This window comes from Streptomyces sp. CB01635 (assembly GCF_002803065.1).
Classification (GTDB): domain Bacteria; phylum Actinomycetota; class Actinomycetes; order Streptomycetales; family Streptomycetaceae; genus Streptomyces.
The window spans coordinates 33,205-56,871 of the sequence record NZ_NNBL01000048.1 but is presented as its reverse complement, the minus strand read 5'-3'; the positions used below and the strand labels follow the sequence as shown (position 1 = coordinate 56,871).

At 67.3% G+C, this 23,667-nt stretch carries 22 protein-coding genes and 2 pseudogenes; 15 read left to right on the top strand and 9 right to left on the bottom strand.

Annotation, left to right across the window (positions count from 1 at the left end; translation table 11 throughout):
• Window positions 1-29 precede the first annotated feature (29 nt).
• Window positions 30-926 carry a hypothetical protein gene (locus tag CG723_RS45025; RefSeq protein ID WP_234374880.1) on the top strand — a complete coding sequence of 299 codons (897 nt, stop codon included), beginning with the start codon at window positions 30-32 and terminating at the stop codon, window positions 924-926.
• 366 nt (window positions 927-1,292) lie between these two features.
• Window positions 1,293-1,688: a hypothetical protein gene (locus CG723_RS45020; protein ID WP_234374879.1), complete on the top strand. Its 396-nt coding sequence runs from the start codon at window positions 1,293-1,295 to the stop codon at window positions 1,686-1,688.
• Between the two features lie 10 nt (window positions 1,689-1,698).
• Here the strand turns inward: CG723_RS45020 and CG723_RS45015 are convergent.
• Together CG723_RS45015 and CG723_RS48550 are read right to left on the bottom strand one after the other, a co-directional pair.
• A pseudogene (locus CG723_RS45015) lies at window positions 1,699-2,052 on the bottom strand (transposase); the annotation flags it as partial.
• Window positions 2,037-2,129: pseudogene (locus tag CG723_RS48550) on the bottom strand (telomere-protecting terminal protein Tpg); the annotation flags it as partial. The pseudogenes CG723_RS48550 and CG723_RS45015, both read right to left, overlap by 16 nt.
• A gap of 105 nt (window positions 2,130-2,234) precedes the next feature.
• On the opposite strand from CG723_RS48550, the gene CG723_RS45005 reads away from it, so the two are divergent.
• Window positions 2,235-2,753, top strand: coding sequence for a hypothetical protein (locus tag CG723_RS45005; protein ID WP_100599352.1), 519 nt, complete (start codon window positions 2,235-2,237; stop codon window positions 2,751-2,753).
• On the opposite strand, the gene CG723_RS45000 is transcribed toward CG723_RS45005, so the two are convergent.
• Window positions 2,710-3,501, bottom strand: coding sequence for an IS5 family transposase (locus CG723_RS45000; RefSeq protein WP_100599339.1), 792 nt, complete (start codon window positions 3,499-3,501; stop codon window positions 2,710-2,712). The genes CG723_RS45005 and CG723_RS45000 overlap by 44 nt on opposite strands.
• Window positions 3,502-3,896: 395 nt before the next feature.
• On the opposite strand from CG723_RS45000, the gene CG723_RS44995 reads away from it, so the two are divergent.
• The 6 genes from CG723_RS44995 to CG723_RS44965 all read left to right on the top strand — a co-directional run bounded on the left by CG723_RS44995 (window position 3,897) and on the right by CG723_RS44965 (window position 12,441).
• Window positions 3,897-5,339: an NF041680 family putative transposase gene (locus CG723_RS44995; RefSeq protein ID WP_100599338.1), complete on the top strand. Its 1,443-nt coding sequence runs from the start codon at window positions 3,897-3,899 to the stop codon at window positions 5,337-5,339.
• Between the two features lie 59 nt (window positions 5,340-5,398).
• Window positions 5,399-5,932 carry a hypothetical protein gene (locus CG723_RS44990; protein ID WP_234374878.1) on the top strand — a complete coding sequence of 178 codons (534 nt, stop codon included), beginning with the start codon at window positions 5,399-5,401 and terminating at the stop codon, window positions 5,930-5,932.
• 132 nt (window positions 5,933-6,064) lie between these two features.
• The gene (locus CG723_RS48545) at window positions 6,065-6,880 is read left to right on the top strand and encodes a helicase associated domain-containing protein (RefSeq protein ID WP_324907841.1); all 816 of its coding nucleotides are present in this window, start codon (window positions 6,065-6,067) and stop codon (window positions 6,878-6,880) included.
• A 7-nt stretch (window positions 6,881-6,887) separates the two neighbouring features.
• Window positions 6,888-8,102 carry a hypothetical protein gene (locus CG723_RS44980; protein WP_234374877.1) on the top strand — a complete coding sequence of 405 codons (1,215 nt, stop codon included), beginning with the start codon at window positions 6,888-6,890 and terminating at the stop codon, window positions 8,100-8,102.
• Window positions 8,103-9,589: 1,487 nt separating this feature from the next.
• On the top strand, window positions 9,590-10,612 hold the full coding sequence (locus tag CG723_RS44970) for a tyrosine-type recombinase/integrase (protein ID WP_100599336.1): 1,023 nt from the start codon (window positions 9,590-9,592) through the stop codon (window positions 10,610-10,612).
• On the top strand, window positions 10,612-12,441 hold the full coding sequence (locus tag CG723_RS44965; protein ID WP_100599335.1) for a tyrosine-type recombinase/integrase: 1,830 nt from the start codon (window positions 10,612-10,614) through the stop codon (window positions 12,439-12,441). The genes CG723_RS44970 and CG723_RS44965 overlap by 1 nt, the downstream gene beginning before the upstream one ends.
• Here the strand turns inward: CG723_RS44965 and CG723_RS44960 are convergent.
• Entirely contained in the window at window positions 12,413-13,051 is a 639-nt protein-coding gene (locus CG723_RS44960) for an immunity 21 family protein (RefSeq protein ID WP_100599334.1), read from the bottom strand. The genes CG723_RS44965 and CG723_RS44960 overlap by 29 nt on opposite strands.
• A 196-nt stretch (window positions 13,052-13,247) precedes the next feature.
• Here CG723_RS44960 and CG723_RS44955 point away from each other — a divergent pair, with 196 nt between their 5' ends.
• The 4 genes from CG723_RS44955 to CG723_RS44940 all read left to right on the top strand — a co-directional run bounded on the left by CG723_RS44955 (window position 13,248) and on the right by CG723_RS44940 (window position 17,251).
• A complete protein-coding gene (locus CG723_RS44955) occupies window positions 13,248-14,285 on the top strand; it encodes a Mu transposase domain-containing protein (RefSeq protein ID WP_234374876.1) in 1,038 nt (345 codons plus the stop codon).
• Window positions 14,282-15,073, top strand: a complete 792-nt coding sequence (gene istB / locus CG723_RS44950) for an IS21-like element helper ATPase IstB (RefSeq protein ID WP_100599333.1) — start codon at window positions 14,282-14,284, stop codon at window positions 15,071-15,073. Before CG723_RS44955 ends, istB begins: the two co-directional genes overlap by 4 nt.
• Window positions 15,074-15,530: 457 nt before the next feature.
• Entirely contained in the window at window positions 15,531-16,535 is a 1,005-nt protein-coding gene (locus CG723_RS44945; protein WP_100599332.1) for a helicase associated domain-containing protein, read from the top strand.
• Between the two features lie 560 nt (window positions 16,536-17,095).
• Window positions 17,096-17,251 carry a hypothetical protein gene (locus CG723_RS44940; RefSeq protein WP_234374875.1) on the top strand — a complete coding sequence of 52 codons (156 nt, stop codon included), beginning with the start codon at window positions 17,096-17,098 and terminating at the stop codon, window positions 17,249-17,251.
• A 202-nt stretch (window positions 17,252-17,453) separates the two neighbouring features.
• Here CG723_RS44940 and CG723_RS48540 read toward each other — a convergent pair whose 3' ends face one another.
• From CG723_RS48540 to CG723_RS44915, 5 genes are all read right to left on the bottom strand, one after another.
• Window positions 17,454-17,621, bottom strand: a complete 168-nt coding sequence (locus tag CG723_RS48540; protein ID WP_234374874.1) for a hypothetical protein — start codon at window positions 17,619-17,621, stop codon at window positions 17,454-17,456.
• Window positions 17,622-18,003: 382 nt separating this feature from the next.
• On the bottom strand, window positions 18,004-18,192 hold the full coding sequence (locus tag CG723_RS44930) for a hypothetical protein (RefSeq protein ID WP_100599330.1): 189 nt from the start codon (window positions 18,190-18,192) through the stop codon (window positions 18,004-18,006).
• A 39-nt stretch (window positions 18,193-18,231) separates the two neighbouring features.
• Window positions 18,232-19,365 carry a caspase, EACC1-associated type gene (locus CG723_RS44925; protein WP_100599329.1) on the bottom strand — a complete coding sequence of 378 codons (1,134 nt, stop codon included), beginning with the start codon at window positions 19,363-19,365 and terminating at the stop codon, window positions 18,232-18,234.
• A complete protein-coding gene (locus CG723_RS44920) occupies window positions 19,362-19,754 on the bottom strand; it encodes an effector-associated constant component EACC1 (protein WP_199842132.1) in 393 nt (130 codons plus the stop codon). Before CG723_RS44920 ends, CG723_RS44925 begins: the two co-directional genes overlap by 4 nt.
• A 75-nt stretch (window positions 19,755-19,829) precedes the next feature.
• Window positions 19,830-20,252, bottom strand: coding sequence for a hypothetical protein (locus CG723_RS44915; protein ID WP_100599328.1), 423 nt, complete (start codon window positions 20,250-20,252; stop codon window positions 19,830-19,832).
• A 180-nt stretch (window positions 20,253-20,432) separates the two neighbouring features.
• Between CG723_RS44915 and CG723_RS48845 the strand changes: the two genes are divergently transcribed.
• Together CG723_RS48845 and CG723_RS44905 are read left to right on the top strand one after the other, a co-directional pair.
• Entirely contained in the window at window positions 20,433-20,558 is a 126-nt protein-coding gene (locus CG723_RS48845) for a hypothetical protein (RefSeq protein ID WP_267893779.1), read from the top strand.
• A gap of 563 nt (window positions 20,559-21,121) precedes the next feature.
• On the top strand, window positions 21,122-23,446 hold the full coding sequence (locus CG723_RS44905; protein WP_159032719.1) for a tetratricopeptide repeat protein: 2,325 nt from the start codon (window positions 21,122-21,124) through the stop codon (window positions 23,444-23,446).
• The last annotated feature ends 221 nt before the right edge of the window (window positions 23,447-23,667 follow it).

The following is a 23,667-nucleotide window of genomic DNA, read 5'->3' as shown; positions in this document are numbered from 1 at the left end:
CCGCCGCGTGGATCATCGCCGACGAGATCATGCGGGAACGCACCGGCGGGCGCCAACGAACTTACGGGAAGTGGCACGAGGCCACCTTGACCGGCGCAAAGCTGACCGGGACGGATCACGTCCTGGTGAAGGCCTTCGCAGAGCCCGTCTTCGAAGCGGCCGCCGCGAAGAAGGAGGGCAATCACGGGCTGGCCGGGTACGTGGGCGAGTGGCTCTGGTACCTCCTGACCCGGGACCTGCCCGAGGATCCAGCGCGCGCCGTGGAGATCCTCGGACCACCGAAGGCCGCCGTCAACGACGGAGGCGGCGACGGACTCATCGTCTACCGGGAAAGCGGAACGGCCCGCGGATTCTCCTTCCGTCTGTGGGAGATGAAGAAGTACACCGGGAAGTCGAACCAGCCGGACGGAGCGATCCGCAAGGGCTGGACGCAGCTCAGCACCAAGGGAGCGACCTACCTAGGAATGCTCTCCTGGGGCGACAAACTGCTCACTGACGACACCCAGGAGTTCGTGGGCAGTCTGGCCGAGCAGTGGGTCGATGAGGAGGAGTCGGCCGGCGGCGGCGTCAGCGTCGCGCTGAACACCGCAGCGATCCCGACGAAGGCCTTCCACCTCGCGCACGAGCACTTCACCACCCACAAGCACCCCGGCGCGCTGCAGGGCCTGGTTGTGGCGATCGACAATCTCCAGGGTGGGCGAAGCCCAGCGCGGAGCACCGCCGTAGGCGCCCTTGACCACTCGGAGCGGTCCATAGACTTCCTCATCGGGCGGCCCCACCACCCGCTTCTTGTAGTGCAGTTGGGCATCTGGATCTTTGCATTTGAGCCTGTACCGGCCTGTGTACGTGAGCTCGTACCCCGACACGGGTCGAATTCCCAGCGGCAGCAGGCAGTCGAGACAGGCCCTCACTGTCCAGGCGCTTGAGCTGGTCGAGGCGTTGGGGTGCATCGCGGAGGAGTTCCGCCATGGCGTCCCACAGGGCACCGAGGGCGAGGTCCCCGGTCGGAATTTCCCTCAGCTGATCCTCCCGCCCCCCGGGTCGGGCATTGGTCAGCAGGCAGTAACTGGCCGCACTCTGAGTGCCGTTGAGCATGTCCAGGAGGATGCCCAGCGCCAGGGCCCCGCTCATGGATCCGCCTGCGGCCCGGCTCTTGACCGGAGCTGCCGTGCGCACGGCCCCGTCCGCGTTCACCACATCAAAGTCAACCTCATCCACTAGGGGCTGTCCGATGGGTCATGTGAGCTGATCAGGGCCGTGGCCTAGTGTTCGCTGAACGAAGGGGGGGTCGCATGTCGCGCGATACAGCCGAAGCAGAGGCGGGGATGAAGGGGATCACGTTTCCTGCCTGGCACAGAAAGCACTACGTGACCCTGGCTGAGCTACTGGTTCGCCTCGGCAGCTTCGGCCTGGACCTGACGTGGCGCGTCGAATTCGACGAGATCGTCGATCCTCGCTGTGTCGAGATGGAGAGACGGTCCGCCGACGCCGGCATGGACACGTTGACACTGTTGTCGTTGACGACCCCCTTCCTCCAGTTGATCGACGCCGAAGCACGTGGGTTCGCCGAGGACAAGCTGGTGCTCGTCCTCACCGAATTCGACAGCTCCTCGTGGGACGTCAGGGCTGCCGACGAGCGCGTACTCAGCGAACTTCGCCACCACTACCCTGGCACCAAGGACCTCTGAACACGGCGCTTCACTGCGGACGAAGCCATAGACGGATGGCGCCCACGGTGACCGTCCCGCAGAAGACGTACGCCCGCTTGTCGAAACGCGTGGCGATGGCGCGGAAGTTCTTGAGCCGGTTGATGGTCCGCTCGACTTCGTTGCGGCGGCGGTAGATCGCCTTGTCGAACCCTGTGGGTCGGCCGCCTTGCCTGCCGCGGCGCCGGCGGTTGGCCCGCTGGTCTCTCGGCTCGGGGATGGTGTGCTTGATCTGGCGTCTGCGCAGGTGACGCCGGTTGCGGCGTGACGAGTACGCCTTATCTCCACCAACGTGGTCGGGCCGGGTGCGCGGTCGTCCACCAGTCTGCCGGGGCGTGTAGATCTGGATTTGACATACCGCTCGACGGTGCGCTGGGAGATGCGCAGCATCTGGGCGACCGCCTTGGTGCTTTTGAGACGCTGTTGTCTTTCCGGGCTTGATGGCTGTGTTTCCGCTGGTCAGGGATAGGAGTCACGATCCTGTGGAAGTGGTGGGCTGCCGTGCTATCGCTTCTGTGGGGGTCGTGGATGCCGTCGGTCGTGGGGCTGCTGGAACAGCGCGAGCTGGCCGCTCGCCGCCGGGTGGATGAGTTGCGGGAGGAAGCCGACCGTGTTCAGGCCGAGTTGACCGTGGCTGAGCAGGACTGGAGGGAGTGGGCTGTCGCCCGCGCGCGGGTCGGTGAGGTCCTGGCCCCGGCGGACGAGACGGGGCAGGACCCTGCCCCGCCCGTTCCGGCGCCGTCGAAGGCAACGGCCGCTCGACTGAAAACGCAGGTGCCAGTGTGGCGTCAGGGACTGCCATGGTCAGAACTGTCGGTGGACTACCAGCGCATTCTGCAGGCACTCTCCGACCGGCATCGGCTCCATCAAGGACCGCTGACCTGCCAGGAGATGACCGCCTTGTTCGGCCTGGACGCGGTGCCGGCGAAGGCGGAGGGACTGCGGTCGAAGGCGAAACGGCTGGTCGCGCGCGGCTGGCTCACCGAGCCCCAGTCGGGCCGGTTCATGCTCGCCGCGGGTGCGGCCGGGCAAGACGGCGGGTCATGAGCATCGTCATGGACCAGTAGATCACCGACTCCGCGCTGCTGGTGCGGCGTTCGAAATCGCGCACCAGGCGGCGGCTTCGCATCAAGTGGGCGAATAGGCGCTCGACGATCCACCGCTTGGGCAGCACCACAAAGCCCCGCACGTCGTCACTGCGTTTGACGATCGCCACCACCAGGCCGAGCACCGCCAGGCTGTACTCGATGAGGCTGCCGGTGTAACCGCCGTCGGCCCAGATGACGGCCAACTGGTAGTGCGCGTCGGCGACTTGACGCAACAGGGCGTGGGCGGCGAGACGGTCCCCGGTATCCGCGGCGGTCACCATCACTGCGAGTAGAAGGCCGAGCGTGTCGACCACGACGTGCCGCTTGCGGCCGTTGATCAGCTTGCCGCCGTCGAAGCCGCGGCTGTCCATCCCGACGACGGCATCCGCTTTGACGGACTGCGAGTCGATGACGCCGGCCGTCGGCTCAGCATCCCGCCCCAGCCGGGTGCGGACCTGACCACGCAGCCGGTCGTGGAATTCCCTCACCAGGCCGTGGTCACGCCACTGCCGGAAGAAGGCATAGACCCGATCCCATGGCGGGAAGTCGATCGGCAGCGCACGCCATTTGATGCCGTTGTCCACCAGGTAGCGGACCGCGTCCAACATCGCCCGGTGGCAGTACGCCTCCGGCTGCCCGCCCCGGCCCCGCAGCCAGCCCGGCACCGGCAGCAGCGGCCGGACCTGGGCCCACTCCAGATCGGTCATGTCCGAGGGATTCCGCCGAACACGCTCCGGGTGATCGGCCGCGTTCCCGAACCGGTGAGCGACACAATCACACGACGGAGCAGCCGAGTTGAACTCCACCGGCGCGAACGCGTACAACTGCGGCAACAGGGTCTCCTGGATCTCGGTTGGCTTCGCAACCCCGAGCTACCAAGAGGCCCTGTCTTCATGCCCGCGACCGGCAGCGATCACCCGATCGAGACTCCCGTTCGACGCACAACCCTCAAGACCGGAACGACAACAGCGTCTCAGCTTGACGTTTAACCTCGCAGGTCACCCGACCTGCTGATCTGCGGTTCTTCCCGGGACAGCTGAGGCGGCCGTTCTCCACGCTTCGAGATGTTGAGTAACGAAGTGCGAGAGAACGGCCGCTGTGTATGAGTGTCTCTGCCTCTGGTTCTGCCGGTGACGGATTGGAGGTCCTGTCCCGCTTTCGGGTCGAGTTCTACGACTGTCTCTACGCCCGCGCCGATGCTCTCTTCGAACTCACCGACGCGATCCTGTGCAAGGACGGACCGGTGCAGACCTTGGTCGACCTCAGTCTGGAGGCCGAGCACCGGCGTGGGCACGGTGCTCTCTACCAGGCACTGAACGCCGGCTGGGCGGAACCGGCCCGGCTGCGGGGCCTGTTGGCCTCACTGCCCGTTCCCCGTGCGGTCGATGGGCGGATCGTGCTGGCCGTGGACGTCTCGACCTGGTTGCGGCCGGACGCCGAGACCAGTTCCGACCGGCTCTTCTGCCACGTCTACGGGCGCGGCCGCAGCAAGGACCAGTTCATCCCCGGCTGGCCCTACTCCTTCGTCGCCGTGCTGGAGTCCGGCCGCACCTCCTGGTGCCGCCTGCTGGATGCCGTCCGGCTCGGCCCTGCCGACGATGCCGCAGCCGTCACCGCCGCTCAACTCCGCGACATCGTGATGCAGTTGATCGCTGCAGGCCACTGGAGTGACGGCGCCCCTGAACTGCTGATCGTCGCCGACGCCGGCTACGACCTGGCCCGCCTGGCCCATCTTCTCGCCGACCTGCCCGTGGAGGTATGCGGCCGACTCCGCTCGGACCGCGTGATGGCCCGCGATCCGGCACCTCACAACGCCCGGCCACGGCCCGGCCGCCCGCGCATGCACGGTGCCCCGTTCGCCTTGGCCAGGCCCACCACCTGGGGTGATCCGCAGACCGAGACCCGGACCGACACCACCCGCTACGGCACCGCGACCGCCACGGCATGGGACCGGCTCCACCCCCGCCTCACCCGCCGCTCGGCCTGGATCACCGACCGGAACGCCGAACTCCCCATCCTGCACGGACTGGTGGTCCGCCTGAATGTCGAGCGCCTGCCCGGCGGCCGGGATCCCGACCCGGTGTGGCTGTGGTCTTCACGCCCCGGGGCCGACGCCGCCCATGTCGACCAGCTGTGGCGGGCCTACCTGCGCAGATTCGACCTGGAACACACCTTCCGCCTGTTGAAGCAGACACTGGGCTGGACCGTGCCCAAGCTCCGGGACCCTGCCAATGCCGACCTGTGGACGACTCTGATCATCGCCGCACACACTCAGCTATGGCTCGCCCGACCGGCCGCGCAGGACCTGCGCCATCCCTGGGAACGGCCGCTCGCGGCACACAAGTTGACGCCTGCCCGGGTGCGGCGAGGATTCCGCAACATCCGCGCGAAGACGGCCCGTCCCGCGGCTGCACCAAAACCCTCCCACCCCGGCCCGGGACGCCCCCGTGGATCGAGGAACCACACGAGAGCCCCGCGCCACGTACCGGGGAAGACCGTCAAACGCGCCGAGACACTCGACCAGCACTACGGCCGCACAGGTTAAAGATCAAGCTCAGCCAAAGTTCGGCGATCCGGCCTCGATACTGGTGCATGATGCCTGGCATGAGCCCGACAGCAGAGCTGGCACAGTGGACCCTGAGCGCACGTGGCTTCCGCGGCTTCGTGCCGTTCCGTGCACTGCCCGGCAGTAACGTCCCCACCGGGCACGGAATCTACGTGGTGATCCGCACGGACACCTCGCCCCCGTCGTTCCTCCCCACCAGCCCTGCCGGGCACCTCAAGGGCCGCGACCCGTCCGTGACCGCCGACAAGCTCGGCGATGCCTGGGTGGACGGCGCAACGGTCGTGTACATCGGAAAGGCCGCGGGTCAGGACGGGCTGAATCAGCGACTTGCCGACTACCGCCGCCACGGCACCGGTCTGATGGCCGGCCACTGGGGCGGACGCTATATCTGGCAGCTGGCCGACTCGGACACACTGCTCGTCGCCTGGCTGCCGATGACCGAGGACGACCCGGGTGAGGCTGAGCAGGACCTGATCGACGAGTTCAAAAGACTCCACGGCGGAGCCCTGCCCTTCGCCAACCTCAGGAACAACGCCCGAAAGGCTCCGGGGACAGACACCAGCATCGACTAACCCTGGCCCCCCTGTACCGCCCAGGGGCACGCGGCTGGGCCTCGCTGAAGAAGTTCACCGAGCGTGAGGGCCACGCCCGGGTCCCGTACGGGCACAAGGAGGGTGCGCGCCAAACGACTCGAGCAGTTGGGCATGGTGTGGAGCATGGCGGGTGAACGCTTCCTGGAGAACCTCGCGGCGGCACGGGTCTACTACGAGGAGCACTGGACGCTGCGCGCGCCCCGCACCGCGACGGCGCTGGACAAGCCGGTGGGACAGTGGCTGTCCAACCTCCGCCGACCCGGCGCCCTCGACGGACACCCAGAATGGGAGGCCGCGTTGAGCGCGATCGCCCCGGACTGGAACCCCCAGTGGCCGCCCGACTGGCAGCGGCACTACGCAGCCGTACGAGAGATGCTGCGCGACGAAGCCAGCCTCACCGAACTGCAACCCGGCGTCACCGTCCACGGCATGAACATCGGACGATGGCTCGCCCGACAACGCAAACCCGAAGTCTGGACCGCCCTCACCGACGGACAACGCGAACGCCTCGAGGCCATCGGCATCACACCCCAGGCCCCCGAGCGGAAGCCGGACACGACGATGCCCGCCAAGCCCTCCAAGACGGCTTCCGGGGCCTTCGAACGAGGCATTCGCCCTGGCTCGCACAAGGCCCGCACGGGCTCCGTGACTCCCACGGGGGCATGTAGAGGCTCTGCCGGACGGGTTGGAGGTGAAGCTCGGAGTCGGGATCATGAACCAGAAGGCCCGCCGCGGAAAGCTGACCGAGGACAAGCGGAAGGTTCTGGCCGACCTCGGACTGGACTGGGCACCATAGACGCTTCGGAGCACGCGAAGGGCCTCTTCGGGGCGTGGCCCTCGCACTGCGCTTCTGTGGAAATACCAGCGGCCCTGGGACGGCCGAGTCCGTACCCTGTAGGCACGAGAGGTTCAATTCTGCCCAGGTGAGGACAAGTTGAGCGAAGAAGGCGTTGTCGTCGTAGCTACATCCGTTGCGGTCACGACGATCGACGAAGTGCCCGGCATGATGCAGAGGATCAGGCCGGACTGGCAGGCGAAGAACTTGATCGAGAGGGTGCGCCGCATCCTGCCTGTCGATCCGAGCAGTGCCTGTCAGCGTCTGTTCAACGCCGCGGTCCGGGACCTCAAGGACAAGATCCTGATCGTGGGCATCGGAATCGCCGGGGAGGCCGCCAAGGCTGCAAACCCGAAGCTCCCGCCGATCCAGAACGCTGAGGACGTCGAGCACTACACGACCTCCAACTTGATCAAGCTCGCCTATCGCATCGGGCTTCTCAGCCGCGCCGAGTGGCGCAAGATGACGCGGGTATACGACATCCGCAAGGACCTCGAGCATGAGGACTCCGAGTACGAAGCAGCCTTCGAAGATGTCGTGTACACCTTCGCGACCTGCATCGACGCCGTGCTGTCGAAGGACCCGATCACGTTGATCGAGGTGCGCGAGGTCAAGCAGATCATCGAGGCATCTGGCCCCATCACGCTGGACACCCGCCTGCTGGCCGATTTCGAGCATGCCCCGGACCAGCGTCAGCAGGAGATCGTCCAGGTCCTGGTGAGCACGGCCCTGAGTAACTCCGAAGCCGACGTCGTCCGCGAGAACGCCTACCTTGTGCTCCAGGAGCTGCGTGAGCTCACTCGGAATGGCGTTCGTCTGGCAGTCGCCAAGGTCCTGCTGGACCGGCTCGGCCGTACCGCCTTGGACGAACTCACCGTGCGCGTCGCCCACGCCGCTGGACTCCTGCCCTACCTCCACAAGGGGCAGCGGAAGGACTTCTTCTCGAAGCAGCTCGACAAGCTCAACGACATCGGCCACCACTGGAAGCAGCACGAGGCACATGGCCCCGCACTGCGACTGTTCGAGGAGTTCGGCGGGCTCACCGAAATCCCCAACGAGGTCAAACCCGGGATCATCAAGTGGATGGTGCGCTGCTACATCGGCGAGCCCGGTGGATACGGCGCCGGCATCAATCGGAAGGTCTTTTTCAGCAACCGAGCCGCGCCCGTCATCGAGGAGCTCTTCCTCAACAGCCGCAGTGACATCCATAAGATCGTCGAGAGTCTCCAGTCCGATAGGGATGTTCAGCGCTCCTGTGGAAACGAGCACGTGAACCGCCGCTTCCAGGAACTGCTCGACATCGTCAGCAGCTGATCTGGACGACACGACCGTGAGGGAGAGGGCCGTCGCCGCCGGCGCGGGGGCGACGACGGCGTGTTCGTCCTGCACTGGCTCGACGACGGACTGTCCCTGCAGTGACGCGGGGACGATTTATGGCGGAGGCTCGACATCAGGCGACTGCTCGGACCATCCTTGCAGGCGCGGAGGCGACCAACTCGACGCGCTGACCTGGGCCTTCAGCACCGGGCCATCCTTCAGTCACGGAGACGACGGTGGCCTCAGGCCCCGCCAGATCGGGTCCGGGGACCATCCCTGCAGGCGCGGGGCAACGCCGCGCCAGATGCGGGGGCGACGAAGGCCGCGTCATCGGCCGCACCGGGCACGCCGGACCATCCCCGCGGGCGCGGGGGCGACTCCCCCATCACATCACGGAGGAACATGAGGGAACATCCTCGCGGGCGCGGGGGCGACGGTGTGCCGTTGACGCCGGCGCGGCGTACCCCGGACCATCCCCACCCAGACGGCGGCTGTCCGTCGCCCAGCGCACACAGAAGGCCCGAAGCAGGGGCCGCTCATCATCCGCACCACTGCTCCAACATCACGCCGATGACGAGGGCCACCACATGTGGTGGCCCTCGTCATCGGCGTGATGCTCGCACCAACTGCGCCTTGGTGCTTACTGCGGCTTGTCGGGCTCGGGGCCGCCGGCGGTGGTCGGCTTGGCTTTATCGAGCAGTAGCGACGTCGCTTGTCGATGGGTTTGGGAGGCGCCCTGTTCCACGGATGGGTGATGTCGACGAGTTCGGGAGGCACTGGGGTTCTTGCCAGGGCAGCATCGAGATGCTCCTGGTGAAAGGTGCTGGTCATGCCGCGGATGTCGAAGGTCGAGCTGTACGCGGCGATCCGGCGTGACCACCGTGGCGGCATGTCGATGCGGGAGCTTGAGCGCAAGCACGGCGTGACGTGGCGGACGGTGCGGAAGGCGTTGGACTCGTCCTGGCCGGAGCCGCGCAAGAAGCTGCCGCCGCGGGCGACCGGAGTGGACCGCTACAAGCCGGTGATCGACGAGATCCTGCGGGCGGACCTGGACGCGCCGCGCAAGCAGCGGCACACGGCCACCCGGATCTTCCACCGGCTGGTCGAGGAACACGGCGCCGACGTCTCCTACGGGATGGTCCGCTACTACGTCGCGGCCCGGAAGCCCGAGATCCTGGTCGAGTCGGGCAAGGCCCCGCTGGAGGCGTTCGTCCCCCAGACCCACCAGCCCGGTCACGAGGCGGAGGTCGACTTCGGCGACGTGACGATCCGCCTCGCCGGCGAACTGGTGACCTGCTACCAGTTCTCCTTCCGCCTGTCCTACTCGGGCAAGGCCGTCCACCGCGTGTTCGCCTCCTGCGGCCAGGAGGCGTTCTTCGAAGGCCACGTCCACGCGCTGCGGACGCTGGGCGGTTATGTGGGTGACAACTCTTCCGCGATCTCGTGTTCCCGGTCAGGATGGTCGCTCCCGTCGAGGAGCTCGCATGGCCTGGCAGCCGGAGTTGGTACGACGTGTCGATGCCGCGGGCAACCCTGCTGCATCGCTCGGCCACGTCCTGGTCGACGACTACCTGGAGTTCGTGGCGGCCCGTTGCAGGCCGAACACCCTGCTGGCCACCGCCTACGACCTGAAGGTCTTCTTCTCGGTGGTGCCCAAGGAACCGGTCGACGTCGTCACCGCGGACGTCTTCGCGTTCATCACCGCGCAGAAGAGGCCGCGTCGAGGCCCGAAGGTTGTCCGGCTCGAAGACGGTGAAGCCGGACTCTCGGCCCGGACCATCAAACGTCGGCTCGCCAGCATCTCCGGGCTGTTCGGCTACCTGATGACCCGCGACGACCTCGCTGTCGACCGCAACCCGGTGCCGACGGGACTGGCCAACCGCCGCCGCAGCGCCACCCGCGGGGCGCCTCTGCTGCGCACACCTCGCACCCTCCCACGCGTCCTCGGGCCGAGCGAGGTCGAGGCGGTCCTCGGCGCGCTGAATACCGCACGGGACAGGGCGATGACCCTGGCGATGCTGCTGGGTGGACTGCGCCGCTGCGAGGTCCTCGGCCTGCGCCTGGGTGACCTCTCACCGGGCGAGCGTCGGGTCTTCATCAGCGAGGGCAAGGGCGGGCACCAGCGTCTGATACCCGTCTCCGCGCAGTTCTTCAGCGCGGTCGGCGACTACCTGGACCGTGAGCGTCCGCCGGTCGAGCACGACCAGCTGTTCGTGGTGCTGCGCGGGCCGACACGGGGTCGGCCGCTCTCCGCCGACGGCCTCGACGAGATCCTCGAAGGAGTCCGGAAGCGCACTGGACTAGCGAGATTGACATGCCATCAGCTCCGACACACCTGCCTGACGCGGCTGCGGGAGGCGGGCATGGCCCTGGAAGCGGTACAGGCCCAGGCCGGACACCGCTCCATCGAGTCGACCCGCATCTACATCCACCTCGCGAACAGCTGGCTCGTCGAGCAGTACCTGGAAGCAAGTGCCGCAATCGACGCCGACCGGGCGGAGTCCTGATGCGCCGGGCCCGCGCCGCCGCCCTGCCGATCGTGCGCCCGGACCTGGTCGAGTTCTACCTCGCCCACCGGGCTGCGCAGGGCATGAACACCGACCACAAGGTCCGCTGGGGTGCCCGGGCACTGCTTGCCGCAGTGCCCGACCTGACCGACTTCTGTCGCCTGCCACTGGAACGTCAGCTCGCCTTCAACCACGAGACTCACCGGTTCATCAGCTGGCTTGCGGTCACGGGACGGATGCAGCCGGGTGCGGACTACCTGGTCGCACGGCGCCCGCGACTGGGGATTGTGCTCGCCCGCACGGAGCCGGAGCTGCACCTGCGGTTTATGGAAACCGCCCGCACACTCGGCTTTCGCGACACAGTGGCCATGACCCAGTTCAACTTGCTGGGTCACTTCGTGGCACTGTTCGGCAACCAGCCCCATGAGCTGCAGCAACGCGACTGGGACGAGGGGCGACGCCTCCTGCTGGACGCCGCGCGCCGCATCCCCAATCGGGGCGTCAAGGCCCTGTCGACCGCCCTGTTCAACCTCGAAGCCACCCTGTTCCACTGCGAGTTGACCGACCAGCTCCCACGCCGGCGCACCCCGGACCGGGCCGACATGCGAGCCCGCGAATGGGCCCGTGTCCCGGCCAGGATGGCGGAGACGATGCAGCACTATCTGCAGCAGATCGCCGGGACGCTGCGGCCGGGCACCGTGAAGAACGCCGAGCTGACGTTGCGGGAGTTCGCCCTGCTGGTGGCCGCCGAAGACGCGGCCGTCAGCTGCGTCGCCGAACTTAAGCGGAGGCACGTCGAACGCTACCGGCAGTGGCTGCTGGAACGGCCGGCCGCCCGCGGAGGAGCGCTGCACCGTCACACTGTCCGCGACCGCCTGGGCAAACTCCGCGGTTTTCTCCGCCGCCTCGACGAATGGGACGCCGCCGACCGGCCACCCCGCCAGCTGGTGTTCGACAGCGACCTGCCGATCGCCGACGAGCCGCTACCGCGCTTCCTCGACGACGCCGCGGCCGCCAAACTGCTGGCTACCGCCCGCCAGGACCCCGATCCGTTCGCCCGGTTGGCCATCGAGATCCTCGCCCGCACCGGGATGCGTCGCAGCGAGATGCTCGGCCTCACCATCGACGCCGTGGTCCAGATCGGCTCCGCCTACTGGCTCCGCGTCCCGGTCGGCAAGATGCACACCGACCGCTACGTCCCCCTGCATCCGCAGTTGAAGACGTTGCTGGACGACTGGCTGCTACACCGGCCCGAGGGCCTGCGCTCGGACCTGCTGTTCACCGACCACGGCCGCCCGGTCAACGCCTCCCGCATCGAAGCCGCAGTTCGCAAGGCCGCCGAGCGGGCCGGACTGGGCAGGGTCACCCCGCACCAGCTCCGCCATACTCTGGCCACTCAAGCGATCAACAGGGGCATGTCCCTGGAGGCCATCGCCGCACTCCTTGGACACAAGTCGCTGTCCATGACACGTGTTTACGCGCGGATCGCCGACCGGACCGTCGCCGACGAGTACTTCGCCGTCTCCGAGAAGGTCGAGGCACTCTACGACGCTCCGCGTCAGCTGCCGGCTGATGCCGAGGGCACGGAGATGGCCAAGCTCCGCCGGGAAATGCACCGTCGAATGCTCGGCAACGGCTACTGCGCTCGCCCCGTCGAGATGGACTGCCACTTCGAGTCGATCTGCGAGTCCTGCACGTTCTTCGTCACCACGATCGAGTTTCGGCCCACCCTCGAACGCCAGCGGGACGACGCGGCGGCCAAGGGACAGGTCGCACGGGAGCAAATCTTCGATGGACTCCTCAGCCGTCTTGATGAGGACGCGTCCTGATCTCTTGCCCCGATGAGAACGGGTCTCCGTCAGAGGGAAGAAGTTGGACCAGGCCCACCGAGGTGGAGTCGTTTGGGGAAGCATGGACGGCGCGGACTGTCCAGCGGCCTGGTGGTATCGGGACAGGGGCTTGCTCCGGCAGTCCTCCACCGATGGGATACTCGACGTCCAGTTCTGCTCCGTCGGTGACAGAGTCCATGAGCACCGCCGGACCGTCCGTTTCCCAGGCACCGCACTTCTCCCACTGAGTGGTGGGGTTGGTGAGTACAGCCTTGGCTGCGGCGATCAGGTCGGCCTCGGAGTCGGCTCCGAGCCAGCGGACGAAGGCTTGGTGTTCTGGCAAATAGCAGGTGGTGGCGGGTTCGTCTGCCAGGACGAGTCCTCGCGCGCCCTCGTCGCCGATAGCAATCACGCCAGCCAGACCGTCCACCTCGCAGGCGCGGTCGTAGTCGTCCGATACGTCTCCGTCGCCGATGACGATCCCCGACTCTGTGCAGCCTCGCCATCCGTCCACTACAGAAACCGGTACGGCGATCAGGGGGCCGCCCATCGACTCGACCCAGGTGAGGGAAGGCTCGGCTGAACTGGCCATGGAGGAGGACGTCTTCATCGCGCCAGTATTACCTCGGACACTGACAACGCTCTCCTCGAGCTGCGGAGCAGTTTCACTCACACCTTGCTGCGACCGGCCGCCCAACCTCGGTGACATCGGAGCGGATCGCCTGAGGTCGGACATCTGGCCTTCCACAACACCGCAGATGGCTTGACATCGAGACCCGCATATTAGAGGGGTCCCGCGAACCAAGGTGCGCTACGACAACCTCAAGGCGGCCGTCGCCCGCGTGCTCGGGCTGAGCCGGGCGAGGGTGGAAGCTGACCGGTGGATCGCCTTCAAATCGCACTACGGCATCGACAGCTTCTACTGCCGCCCAGGCATCGAGGGCGCACACGAGAAGGGCGGCGTCGAGGGCCAGATCGGCTACTTCCGACGCAACCACTTCGTCCCCGTCCCCGAGGTGTCCTCGCTCGCCGAGCTGAACGAGATGGTCGAGCAGTGGGACTGGCAGGACGACACCCGCCGGATCGGCTCCAGGCCCCGGACCATCGCCGAGGACTTCGCGCTCGAACGACCGCTGCTGATGCCGCTTCCGGAGGAGCCGTTCGAGACCGGGCGGCTGTTCACCCCACGGGTCGACCGCTACGGCCAGATCCCGGTCCGCACGAACCGCTACTCGGTCCCCATCCGGCTGATCGGCAAACGGGTGCGGGTCATCCTTCACGCCTCTCACCTGGTGGTTTACGACCAGAACGTGGAAGTGGCCCGGCACGAGAGGCTGATCGCCAAGGGAGCCGTCCGCCTGGACCTGGACCACTACCTGGAGGTCCTGGTCCGCAAACCGGGCGCCTTCCCCGGCTCGACCGCTCTCGAACAGGCCCGCTCGGCCGGCAAGTTCACCCCGGTGCACGACGCCTGGTGGACCCAGGCCATGAAGATCCACGGCGAGCGGGACGGCACCCGCGCGCTCATCGAGGTGCTGCTGCTCGGACGCCACATGACGCACGAACATGTGGTCGCCGGTCTGGCCGCCGCGCTGCGGGCCGGGGCGATGACCGCGGACGCGGTCGCGCTGGAGGCCCGCAAGGCCGCCCAGGCGGAGATCGAGCCTGCACCGGACGCCCGAACCCTCGGCCAGGCGCCGGCGACGGTGACGTCCCTGCACGAGTGGCGACTCGCGCATCTTCCGCCGGACACCAGGCCGCTGCCCTCGGTGTCTCACTACGACCAGTTGCTCCGACGCCGCCGCACCAGCGGCAGCGATCACCGTGAGGGAGAAGCGCAGTGACCATGCCCCGACAGCGAGGGTTGACCGAGCAGGCCGCCGACGCCGCGATCGACTCCGCCTGCCGCTTGCTGCGGCTGCCGTCGATCCGCAACGAGTTCTCCGACATCGCCGACCGGGCGATCAAGGACCAGATGACTTACCGCGGCTTCCTCGCCGAACTGCTGATGGCCGAGTGCGACGACCGGGCCCGCCGCAGGTCGGAGAGGCGGATCAAGGCTGCCGGCTTTCCGCGGGAGAAGTCCCTGCGGTCCTTCGACTTCGACGCCAACCCGAACATCGACCCGGCCACCATCCACACCCTCGCCAGCTGCGAATGGATCAAGAAGAGCCAGCCGCTCTGCCTCATCGGAGACTCCGGCACCGGCAAGTCCCACATGCTCATCGCGCTGGGCACCGAAGCCGCCATGAAGGGCTACCGCGTCCGCTACACACTCGCCACGAAGCTGGTCAACGAGCTGGTCGAGGCCGCGGACGAGAAGCAACTGAACAAGACGATCGCCCGCTATGGCCGTGTCGATCTCCTCTGCATCGACGAGCTCGGCTACATGGAACTCGACCGCCACGGCGCCGAACTGCTCTTCCAGGTCTTGACCGAACGCGAGGAGAAGAACAGCGTCGCCATCGCCTCCAACGAGTCGTTCGGCGGCTGGACCAAGACGTTCACCGGCCCCAGGCTCTGCGCGGCCATCGTCGACCGCCTCACGTTCAACGGCACCATCATCGAGACCGGCACCGACTCCTACCGGCTCGCCAGTACCCGAGCCCAAGCGGAGCGAGCAGCCGGCTGAGAGGCCGCGGAGCTGCGTCATGAGGCGCTGACGGGGTTCCAGCTTCGATCTCCCGCAGCAGTTCCCCGTCATCGTCATAGAGCTCAAGACTGAACCGCAGACCGAACCGGGTCAGCAGCGCAGCCAGATCCTCGAACCGTTGAGGATCGACAACTCCGTTCAGGAGCGTGTCCCCGTCGGTCGGGTCGACCTCGATGCGGCACCAGCTGGTCTCGACCTCATACGACTCCCACGACGAGCCGGATTGGGATCTCCAGCCGGCCCCGATGAACCGCTCGGCCACCCACGATGCCCTCGGGGCTCCTGCCAGGCCGCCACACACGTTGTTGTTGATCTCATGCCAGACGGGATCGAGCGGCTGTCCCTCATCGGATATGTCCACAGCTGGATTATGAAGCAGACCCCGCAACCCGTGATCGCACACGCTATCGACATCAAAACTTGTCGATGTTGATCACTGCACCCCGGGTCACACGCCTCCCGAACTCCTCGACAAACGACTCCCCAAGAAGTCGTCATAGCCACCCGGGAACACGGTGATCTGCGTGTGCCGTTCACGTACCGCGTCCCGGCCGGGCAGGATGCGGTGGCACAAGGATGGCTGGCCTCGCTCGCGAACTTCCCGCTGGGCCAGTGGACCGTCGACGCCCGCCGGTTCTACGCACGGGGCAACATGGACCAAGACCGCGCCGTGCAGCTGGAGAACCTCGGCATGATCTGGTCGCACTTCGACGTCGCCTGGGAAGAAGGCCTCACGGCCGCCCGTGGATGGGCCGCCGAACACGGGCACCTCCTGGCCCCGCTCGACGCCACCCACCAGGGCTACAGGATCGGGATCTGGCTGAAGAACCAGCGAGCCGCCGCCCGCAAGGCAGCACAGACCGAGCAACGACGGGCCCAGGGACTGCCAGCGGAGTCGTCAGCCGGCGCCCTGTCGCAAGAGCGACGCGAACAACTGGAAGAAATCGACCCATCGTGGTGCCCCACCTGGCCCGTGGAATGGCAACGCGCCTTCCACCTCACCCGACAGCACCTGGACAAAGCCGGCTCACTGCCGACCCAGCCGGGCGACGTCATGCACCAAGGCGAGGACCTCGGACGGTGGGTACAGGCACAGCGGCTCGGATGGGACCGGCTCACCACCGTGCAGCAGTGGATGTGCGAACAGGTCCTCGGGATCACCCCGGCGTCCGAGGAGGTGAAGCCGAAGCCACGCCGCACCCAAGCCGACAAATGGGCGCTGAACTACGAGGCCGCCCGCCAGTTCTACGAGCGCGAGGGGCACCTTCGAGTGCCGCGCAAGCACGTAGAACGGATCGTCGTCGGCGACGAGGACAGCGAGGACCAGGAGGAGCGCGAGCTCCGGCTGGGCGCATGGATCGGCAATCAGCGGAGCAGAGCCGCCACGCTCTCCCCTGAACGCGTCGAGCAGCTATCCGCAATCGGAATGCGCTGGTCGTAGAAGTCGCGCGTCACATTTCGCTGCCGGCGGCCCATAACCAATGTGGAACGGAGGCCCGGACCAGGTGGTCCGGGCCTCCGCAATGTCATGCGATCTTCTCCCCAGCCGGTGCTGTCCGTCCCCCGGCTTCCTGCCTCAGCTCTCCCGGCCGCTGCTGTCAAGGAGCCGTGCCCGCCAGGACGAGACGCAAGCACCTGAGTTCTGTCACTGTCCCGCTCGCTCAGCCGAACTCACCCCGGAGGCAGCACCGATGACCACCCGCCAGACACCCAGGGCAACACCCGCGCCGATCGCCGCTACGCTGAACACGCCCACCCTGGGCCGGGCCGAAGGCCCCACAGGGACGCTCTCAGGCAGAGAGCCGCAGCAGGACCGCCGACCGCGAGGCGCTCACCACCTCCACGCGGACGACACCACAACAGGTGTCCGCCGTCTCTGTTCCTCCGCCTCGTAGGAGACTCCCGATGTCTCGGGACCCGCAATCCCCTGTATCTGCTCGCCCGGAACCGCCCGGCCCGCCCAGCACGGGCTTGCCGTCCGAGGCGCCGCCACTGCTGTCGGTGCACGCTGCCGTGGTCTTCCTGTCAGCCAGCTTCGTCGGCGTCATCATGGGGGGGCTCGTGTTCCTCTCCGAGAAGTCCGTGCCCAAGGCCGTCGCCGCGGGCTTGGGTTCCTTCGGGCTCAGCGTTCCCGTGCTACATAAGCTGATCGGCTGATCGGCGGCGGGGCCGGGCTGGCCTGCGCGGCATCGAGGAAGACGACTGGCACGGGCGTTGCCGTTCTGGGCGCGGGAGGACGCCATGCTGCCGGCCGAGGGGGACGGCGTGCTGGCGGCGTGGCGGATAGGCGGCGCGGTCGCCGGGCCGGTGGCCTTGGATGCCGGCTGTGCGTCGCCGGACATAGGGGAACCGTCCCGTCTCACCTTGGAATGATCAGATCGGTGAGCTGCTCCGCAGTTGGCATCCGACCGCGGTTGAAGACGACTGCGACGAACAAGACCACCACCGGCAGCAGAGGAATGAGGGCAGCATCGGGCAATCCGAGGACGGCCTCACCAGCCATCACCAGTACGACCGTGAGCCCCACACGCCCCCCGTATCCGCTCCCTCGGTGCGGCCGGTGTCACGCCTGCGAGTTGATCTGCGTCGAGACCACCAGTCCGCTGCGGAGTTGGATCGACAACGCCGTTCTCCCCGCCCAAATCGGACGGAGGCAGTCCGGCTCAAGACCGGTGCCGAAGCGTGACGTCGCGCTGACCTCTCACCGCACCCTGGCAACCCGTGTACGGAGGGCCGGTGTTCATAGAGTCACTTTGTGTCACGTCTTGTATCAGCCAAATTCAGTTCATCCTGTACCCCCGGCCACGGAGCGCTGCCACACTCTGTGACTGCGGCGGGTGGCCCGCCGCGAGATGCAGACCTCGGGGGTGTTGCGTGGCGGGTCGTTCTGGCCAGTACTACCGGGCGGGTCACTGGGTGAACCGGTCGGACGGCAAGGGCACACGGGCGAAAAAGTCCGGAACGGGAGTCGTGGTCGTGGGACTGCTGGTCGTGGGGGCCTGGATGGGGTTCTTCTCCCCCGACTCCAGCACCAGCGACAAGCCGGCGCCCGAGCCGTCGTCGGTCTCGTCGCCCTCCGGGCGCTGAGCTGTGGGCATCCTGCTCCGCCCCGGAGCGGGACGCCTTCTCGCCCTGCCCTACCATCTCCCGCTATCTCCTCGTTTTGCCAGGCGGTCCCACCACAAGCGTGTTCGTTGCGGCCCGGCAGTCGGGGCGGGCGATTTAGGCCGTGCCAGTTCCTGCTCCTGGGCATGCAACCGTTGCCAGGCCCTGTGCCAGATGCTGAGCTGGTCCGGGGTAAGTCCGCAGGCGGCGAGGTAACGGCTTGTGGTCTTCCAGGTCGCGGGCAGCGTCGTTGCGTTGAGCAGCCGGCTGACCGTGTCGGGCGCCAGCGGCGGGTCGGTGCGTCGGCTGATGGCGCGGATGGTCAGGCCAGTGTGCGCTCTCATCTCGGCGAGTGCCTCGAGGAAGGCGATCGGGGTGTGGCAGTCGTCTGGGTCGGGCCAGTCCGTCTCGGCCGGGTGGGTGGGGGCGGTGGCTGGGCGATAGGCCTGATTGACGGCCAGGACGAGTCGTCCGGCGGTGTTGCGGTCGCGTTTTTGTGGCGTGGGCCGCCCCTTCGCGGCAAGTTCGCCGCGAAGGTGGTGATAGACGGTGTTCAGGTCCAGCTCGCGCGTCCGACCGGGGATGCCGTGCTGCAGGGCGTTGAGTAGTTCGCCGGTGAAGGCGGTGTGGATCTCCCCCGGCGGGGCGAGGGCCCGTCCGTTCTCGGGGGCGGCGGCTAGCAGGTAGCTGCCGTCGATCTCCGCCTGGTCGGCCAGTAGGTCCTCGCCGCCCATCGTCCCCAGGGCCCGCCCGCTCATGCAGCAGTCGAGGATGATGACGAAACGCCGGGCCGCGCAGTCCGTAATGATCTCGCGCAGCGCCTGGTAGGTGACGCCTGTGTAGCTGTGGCCCTGGACGGAGCGCGGCAGGCCGAAGAAGAGCTCGCCGCGGCCATCAAGGAGGCCATGGCCCGCGAAGTACACCAGCAGCGTGTCGCTGGTGGCCTCGGCAGCCTCTTTGACCGGGTCCAGCATGTCGCGGGACGTTTCCGGCTCGGCGACCACGGTGCAGTGTCTCGCAGGCAGGTTCCACGAGGTGGGGCCGGTCAGCGCCTGGGCGAGGGCGGGCAAGTTGTTCGCCACGGCCGGCAGCGGCTCCAGCGCGGTGTAACGGCTGACCCCAACGAGAACGGCCCGCGACGCGGCCGGGTCGGGCAGCGCTCTCATGGACGCGGCCCCTGCCCCGCGTCCTGCCCGTCCGCCTCCCCCTCGTCGCCGTGATGATCCAACACCGCTAGAACATGGCGCAGTTCGGTCTCCGTCCCATCACTAATGCTGATCTCCGTGTTCCCCCGCCGGATCGTGATCTGCGGCGCACGCGGGCGTGTCTGGCGCCACGCGGCCACGGAGAGCACGAACGACGCGGCGCTCCAGCCGTTGCCGGTTGCCAGCTGCAGGACATCGAGAACGCCGCCCATCGATCCGGGCTCTGCTGACTTCTCCCGCAGCGTGAGCGCAGCCGCCCTGCGCACGGCAGGTTCTCGCCCCAACCAAGCTTGCAGCGAGCGCAGTTCACCTTCAGAGCGTTCCTCGTCGATGTACACATCAACGCGCACCGCATCCCCCTCCAACAGCGGCCATCCCCTCACGGGAGGCCCGCACCCGACCATCCTGCCCCGCCCACCAGCCCATCACCCTTCCGCACCTCGCTCCTCATTGCGACGCAGGGCGAGTATGTGGCGGCGGTCGTAGCGGAAGGCCTGCCAGGCCATGGCATCGCCGATCGAGCGCAGCTGGCGGCCTACGCGCTCCAAGACGTCCTGTTCCAGCCGCCAGTCGTCCAGCTTGTGCGAATCGCCGATCACGAGCTCCGGGGCATCGGTAGGGAGCTTCTGTCCTCTGCGGAGTCTTTTGATCACCCGTGATCGCTCCGCTCGCGCGGCGTTCGCGGCGAGGCTGGCGTGCAGCAGGTCCTGCTGGAACGCCACGTAGTCCTCTGGGGTGCGGCATTCGCGCAGGTCGCGGATGAACCCGACCAGCCGCTCGCCCGTCTCACGGTGGAAGGGGTGCTTGATCAGCACGTCCAGACGGTCGGACGGCATGTCGGTCAGCATCGGAGGCACCCGGGCATTCTCTCCGTTCACCGGCTGCGACTTCTATCGAATTGCCCGGACCGCCGGCAGGGATCGTCAGCCAAGTACTGGTGGCCGCCAGCGGGTTCAGGCGCGGGTCGCAACGGCGTCCCAGACCTCGTACGCAGGAGATCTCGGTGCAGGGGCGAGGTCCCGGGGGACGTGAAGCAGAAGCAGGGCGTCGAGCGCCGGGCTCTGGGCGATGCGCGTACCGCCATCAGGGGGCTCAAGGAGACGGCCGTCTGCCGACACCCCTTCGGTCCGATGCGGGAGATGGCCGCAACGTGACAACGACAGGCCACGCCCGGTTCTCAAGCAGTGGCTGTCAGTCCCCCCTGCGATAATCCTGGTGTGACAGGACGAGCGCGGGTTGTGGTGTGGCTGTTGGTGGTGGTGCTGGGCCTGGCAGCGTTGGGGTTGGGCATCGTCGCGGCGGTCGCCAATCTCGACACATCTGCCCAACTCGCGACCATAGCAGGGTCGGTCGGCGGCTTGGCTGCTGCCGCAGTGAGCGGATACGCCCTCCTGCATCCGCCTGCCGCCCCCGGAGGCACACCCGCCGCGACGGCGGCGGGAACACGGTCGGTCGCGGCTGGCGGCAGTATCGGACGGGCCGTTACTGGCGATCGTTCCCGTCTCCCGGGCAACCCTGTGATGCCGCAGGCAGCAGGAGCTCCCAGGGCGGCGCAGGCCAGCGGTGAGCGCGGCATCGCAGCTGCTGGTGAAATCGGCGAGGCGATCACCGGGGACGACGCGCACGCATGAACCGGTGGAGAAGGAAGCCTGAGAGGGCACCGGAGTCGCACAGCTCGCGCTCTGACGACGGCCCCGGGACACCCGATGGTGCCGCGATGGCCTCGGGAACCCGGTCCATTGCGGCCACACGAGATATTGGCGTAGCCACCACAGGCGACTACAGCCCCGTGACGGTCGTGATGCACCAACTGGCGCCTATGCCCAATGTGCTTGCTTCCCTTCCCGCAGCGCCCACGATGCTGAGTGGCAGGGAGACTGAAGTTGCACGCATCCTGTCGGCCTTGCGTCCCGTCATCTCGCGTCAGCCGGGTCCAGACCCCTCCTCCAGATCCGGCCCGGCAGCCGCCGCCCTTGGCCAGGATGCCTTTCCCCCCGTGCTGGTGGCGTCGATCGGGGGTCTCGCCGGTGTGGGCAAAACGGCACTTGCCCTCACGGCAGGGCAAGCCGCGACTAAAGCCGGCTACTTCGACGGCAGTCTCTTCATCGACCTGCATGGGTACGACGAGAACCCGGTTCAGGGCGGTCAGGCCCTCGAGGCGTTTCTGCGGGCGCTCGGTGTCGCCCATGACGCCGTCCCTGAAGCAGTTGAGGAGCGTGCAGCGCTGTACCGGACCGAGCTGGCCGCTCTGGCCGGCCAAGGGCGACGCCTGCTGATCGTGGCCGACAATGCATCGAGCGCCGGCCAGGTTCGTCTCCTGCTCCCCGGCAACGGCATGCACCGGCTCCTGGTCACGTCCCGGCACACCATGGCGACCTTGAACGCGCGGCTCCTCGACCTTGGTGTCCTTGGCTCTCAGGCAGCGGTGGCGCTTCTTCGTCATGCACTGCTGACGGCCGATCCAACCGACCGGCGCGTCACCGAGGCCGGCACAGCCCTCGAAGAACTGGCGAGCCTGTGCGGTCGCTTGCCGTTGGCGCTGCACATCAGCGCCGCCCTATTGATCCTGGAACCCTGCCGGACAATCGCCGAGCTCAACGCGGAGCTGGCGACGGCCCAATCCAGACTCAGCTTCCTGGACGACGGCGAACGTGCTGTACGCGCATCCTTCGATCTTTCCTACCGTCGACTGCCCCCGGATCATGCCGCGCTCTTCCGCCTTATAGCACTCAATCCCGGCCCCGACATCGGGCTCGGCGCGGCAGCGGTCCTCGCCGACCTTCCGCTGCCGGCAGTGCGCATCGTGCTGCGGAGTCTTGTCCAGGCACACCTGCTCGACTGCGCGAACCAGCGCTGGTCGATGCACGACCTCGTGCGCGACTACGCCAGCGAACTCGCGCACAGCATCTCGAACCCGCCACAGCACACCGCCGCCGAAGAAGCCGGTCAGGAGGCTGCGACGGAACAGGCCCGCCGACACCGTCGGCTGTTGGAGCACTACGCGACAACCACCGTCGCTGCGTGTGCGCGCCTCGGCGTGCAGGCAACACCGCCTGCTCCAGGCGATTTCGCCGATCGGAACGAGGCGCTTGCCTGGCTGGACTACGAGCGGGCCAACCTGACACGGTCCGTGGCCGCTGCGGCGGACGCCGGACACCACGACATCGCTGTCAATCTTCCGGTGGCCCTCTACGACTACCTCACCTGGCGCGGGTACTACGACGACCTGATCTCCGTCACGAAGACCGCGTGCCGCATCGCCCATCAGTCGGGAGCACTCGCTGCCGAAGCCGGGGCGTGGAACAACCTCGGCATCGCGCTGAGCGAGGCCTCGCGCTACGAGGAAGCCTTCCGCGCCTACGATCGGGCACTTGAGCTGTTCACTTCACTGGACAACGACAACGAGCGGGGCAAGGTGCCCAATGGGCGCGGCTTGGCCCTGCGGGAGTCCGGGACGCCTGCTGAAGCGTTGAGGGCTCATCAAGAGGCCGTCGCTATCCAGCGGGTCACAGGTGACCTACGCGAACAAGCCGCTGCGCTGAACAATCTCTCCCTCGCCCATCAGGATCTCGAGGACTACGCAGAAGCGTGCGCGGCGGCGGAAAGTGCCGCCTCCCTTTTCCAGCGGCTCGGCGACACCGCCGACGAAGCGAGCGCCCTCTGCACGATGGCTTTCGCTCTGCAGGCATGGGGAAAGCCCGAGGATGCACGCGCCGCCTGCCGACGTGCCCTCACGGCCAGCCGGGCCGCGGGAAATCCCCTCATCGAGGCAGCAACCCTGATGACCTGCGCCCAACTGGACAACCTCACCCCGCAACAGCAGATCGAATATCTACTGCAGGCAGAGACGGCATGCGAGCAGGCCAACGTTGCCGAACTCCGAGCCGCGGCGCTGTCCGGCATCGGCGTGGCACTCACCACCGCAGGCAAAAGAGATCAAGCAGTCACCTACTTCAGACGTGCTCAGAGCCTGCTTGAAGAGCTCGGTCTCACCGTGCAGGCAGCAGAGGTTGGCGAAGAGATCGCATCGCTCCAGTCCTAGCCGAATCGCCCGCATCGTGGTGCCGTGGCCATGGAGCGGTGAATAGCAGTTGTGCGCCATGGACCGGCCGGGGCTCGTGGGACAGTGCTTTTCAAGATTGCGTCTGTCTAGGGACAGGGGACGTGGTGGCCAGCAATCATGAGGATGACGTCAGGCTCGGGCCTGGTGGCATGTGGGCGGAGTCAGGGCTACCAGTGTCGTCCCCGTTGACGACTACGGCC

Bases quoted from the DNA above. Each gene is read 5' to 3' on its own strand.
- CG723_RS45025 (WP_234374880.1), top strand. From the start codon at position 30: ATGCGGGAACGCACCGGCGGGCGCCAACGAACTTACGGGAAGTGGCAC.
- CG723_RS45020 (WP_234374879.1), top strand. From the start codon at position 1,293: ATGTCGCGCGATACAGCCGAAGCAGAGGCGGGGATGAAGGGGATCACG.
- CG723_RS45005 (WP_100599352.1), top strand. From the start codon at position 2,235: ATGCCGTCGGTCGTGGGGCTGCTGGAACAGCGCGAGCTGGCCGCTCGC.
- CG723_RS45000 (WP_100599339.1), bottom strand. From the start codon at position 3,501: ATGACCGATCTGGAGTGGGCCCAGGTCCGGCCGCTGCTGCCGGTGCCG.
- CG723_RS44995 (WP_100599338.1), top strand. From the start codon at position 3,897: ATGAGTGTCTCTGCCTCTGGTTCTGCCGGTGACGGATTGGAGGTCCTG.
- CG723_RS44990 (WP_234374878.1), top strand. From the start codon at position 5,399: ATGAGCCCGACAGCAGAGCTGGCACAGTGGACCCTGAGCGCACGTGGC.
- CG723_RS48545 (WP_324907841.1), top strand. From the start codon at position 6,065: ATGGTGTGGAGCATGGCGGGTGAACGCTTCCTGGAGAACCTCGCGGCG.
- CG723_RS44970 (WP_100599336.1), top strand. From the start codon at position 9,590: ATGGCCTGGCAGCCGGAGTTGGTACGACGTGTCGATGCCGCGGGCAAC.
- CG723_RS44965 (WP_100599335.1), top strand. From the start codon at position 10,612: ATGCGCCGGGCCCGCGCCGCCGCCCTGCCGATCGTGCGCCCGGACCTG.
- CG723_RS44960 (WP_100599334.1), bottom strand. From the start codon at position 13,051: ATGAAGACGTCCTCCTCCATGGCCAGTTCAGCCGAGCCTTCCCTCACC.
- CG723_RS44930 (WP_100599330.1), bottom strand. From the start codon at position 18,192: ATGCCCACAGCTCAGCGCCCGGAGGGCGACGAGACCGACGACGGCTCG.
- CG723_RS44925 (WP_100599329.1), bottom strand. From the start codon at position 19,365: ATGAGAGCGCTGCCCGACCCGGCCGCGTCGCGGGCCGTTCTCGTTGGG.
- CG723_RS44915 (WP_100599328.1), bottom strand. From the start codon at position 20,252: ATGCTGACCGACATGCCGTCCGACCGTCTGGACGTGCTGATCAAGCAC.
- CG723_RS44905 (WP_159032719.1), top strand. From the start codon at position 21,122: ATGGCCTCGGGAACCCGGTCCATTGCGGCCACACGAGATATTGGCGTA.